The following is a 2,032-nucleotide window of genomic DNA, read 5'->3' as shown; positions in this document are numbered from 1 at the left end:
TCTCCAGCAGAGCTAGTGCAACACATGCGATTGCGAAAACAAGCGAGAAGCGGCGCAGCCAGAAGTTGAAAAGGATGCTGGTCATTGAGTTCCCTTCGTGCGGGGCCTAACACCTGAATTAAGCCGACCTGCGTAGTGAAGGCAAAAGGTGGCACGCTTTTCAGTGCCGCCTTTTGCTGGAACGAAGCGGGTTCGGCTTGAATGAATTGTTAGGTGCCGCCCCGTATTCGCTTACGACGCAGCGCCAATCCCACCCTTGCGAGCAACAATACCGCGAATGCAATTGCCGCCGCTTGGGCGAGCATTTGGCGGTTGACCGGAGCGTCAGGCCGGAAAGCAAGCCACAGCATGCCAAACGCAAAAGGAAATAGCAGACCAACAGCCATCGGCTTTGCGCGGCGAGGGGAGAAAGCGAAAACAACAATAGGAACGGCGGCTAGCAAAAAGCTCAGGCCCGCAACCACCGCAAGAGTTCCACCAGTTCTAACCGCACCGGACCAAGCGACGCCAAGCCAAGTCAAGCCCATGAGCGCCATCGCGGCACCAGCTAGAAGACAAATTGCTTTGAGCAGAACGCGGAAATGCACGATAGGCACCTAACACCTGAATTAAGCCGACATGCGTAGTGGAGGCAAAAGGTGGCACGCTTTTCAGTGCCGCCTTTTGCTGGAACGAAGCATGTTCGGCTTGAATGAATTGTTAGGCCTCAGCCCGGGCTTGTAACTCAACCGACTCATCAATGACCGTAAACATGTAGTTGCCCACTGGAGCGAACGCAGGGTCGCTGTGTTCAAACGGGTTGCGCCCAATCCACTCTACAACCACAGAGCAGGGCGCAAGAACGTCAGCAGCGTTAACCCATTCTTGGAATTGCGGGTCCAACAGTAGGTTGGCGCGAGAGTCCCCAAGCATAACTACGCGTGCTAGAGCCTTGCCTCCAGGCACAGGCAAAAAGACCCGATCCCCAAGCAAAACATCCAAGCCGTCGTAATACTGCATCTGTGGGCCTAACACCTGAATTAAGCCGAGCCGCGAAGCGGCTTCGGCTTGAATGAATTGTTAGATGGCGCCTTTGGAACACTGCTCAGAACAAGCGCCCAAGCACGGTCCAGCTCCATCATGTCGACTCCTTGGAGCCAAGTCTGCCCACGAAGGCGCTCGTGAGTCTCGGTACGCCCAACAGCGACTACAAAGTTGCCCAGCACCGCCTGTGCCAATAAGCCCGCGGCGTTTGCTACTAGGGCCTCTAGAACAGGGCGGTCTTCCGCGCGGTTAGTTCGGGCGGAGTCCAACGCCTGCACATATGCGGCAACCGCAAGAGCGAAAGAATTAGCTGCGTCCATCTAACACCTGAGTTAAGCCGCGCTGCGCAGTGGAGGCAAAAGACTGGCAGGCTTTCTCTGCCAGACTTTTGCCGTAACGAAGCAGTGTCGGCTTGGACGAATTGTTAGGCGGCGCCTTCGCCACCCGCTTGGAACCGCGTGAGCTCAGATTGAAGCAAATCGGCTACCCATCGAGTGCCGCCCGATTGGTCCACGCACTCGACCGTGTAGGCGCACTCCGCGCCGGCGGGTACAGGGTGGACTACCAGGATTGTGCCCGTGTCTCCGGCTTGGGGCTGCAGAGCCTCGCCGAGCTCAGCGGCTACACGCTCCATTGGTACGGGTCGAAGAACCTGCACCACTTCATATTCCTTGAAGCTCATCGCGCCGCCTAACACCTGAATTAAGCCGACCTGCGTAGTGGAGGCAAAAGGTGGCACGCTTTTCAGTGCCGCCTTTTGCTGGAACGAAGTAGGTTCGGCTTGAATGAATCGTTAGGCCGCCATTTGCCCACAAGAATCATTGGCTGACAAGCCACACGCTTGACCTGAGGCCGAACCAGTCGGCCGCGCGCCAGAAGCTACAGGCGCCCAGCCCGGATGCCGCCTAGTGGCCTGGGATGCGGCAATGCCGCCGGATGGTCCGGGCGCACTCCAACGAAAATCGGGCGCGACCCCTGGACTAGCCGAAGCTGCTTGTGCCGAAGCGAC

At 57.6% G+C, this 2,032-nt stretch carries 1 protein-coding gene; it reads right to left on the bottom strand.

The features are described 5' to 3' along the window. Positions 1-209: 209 nt before the first annotated feature. Positions 210-587, bottom strand: a complete 378-nt coding sequence (locus G7B67_RS12935) for a hypothetical protein (RefSeq protein WP_166213081.1) — start codon at positions 585-587, stop codon at positions 210-212. Between the last annotated feature and the right edge of the window lie 1,445 nt (positions 588-2,032).

The sequence above is a fragment of the Cognatiluteimonas telluris genome (assembly GCF_011320095.1).
GTDB lineage: Bacteria > Pseudomonadota > Gammaproteobacteria > Xanthomonadales > Xanthomonadaceae > Cognatiluteimonas > Cognatiluteimonas telluris.
The sequence above is the reverse complement of the archived record's forward strand: the minus strand, read 5'-3'. Positions and strand labels throughout refer to the sequence as shown.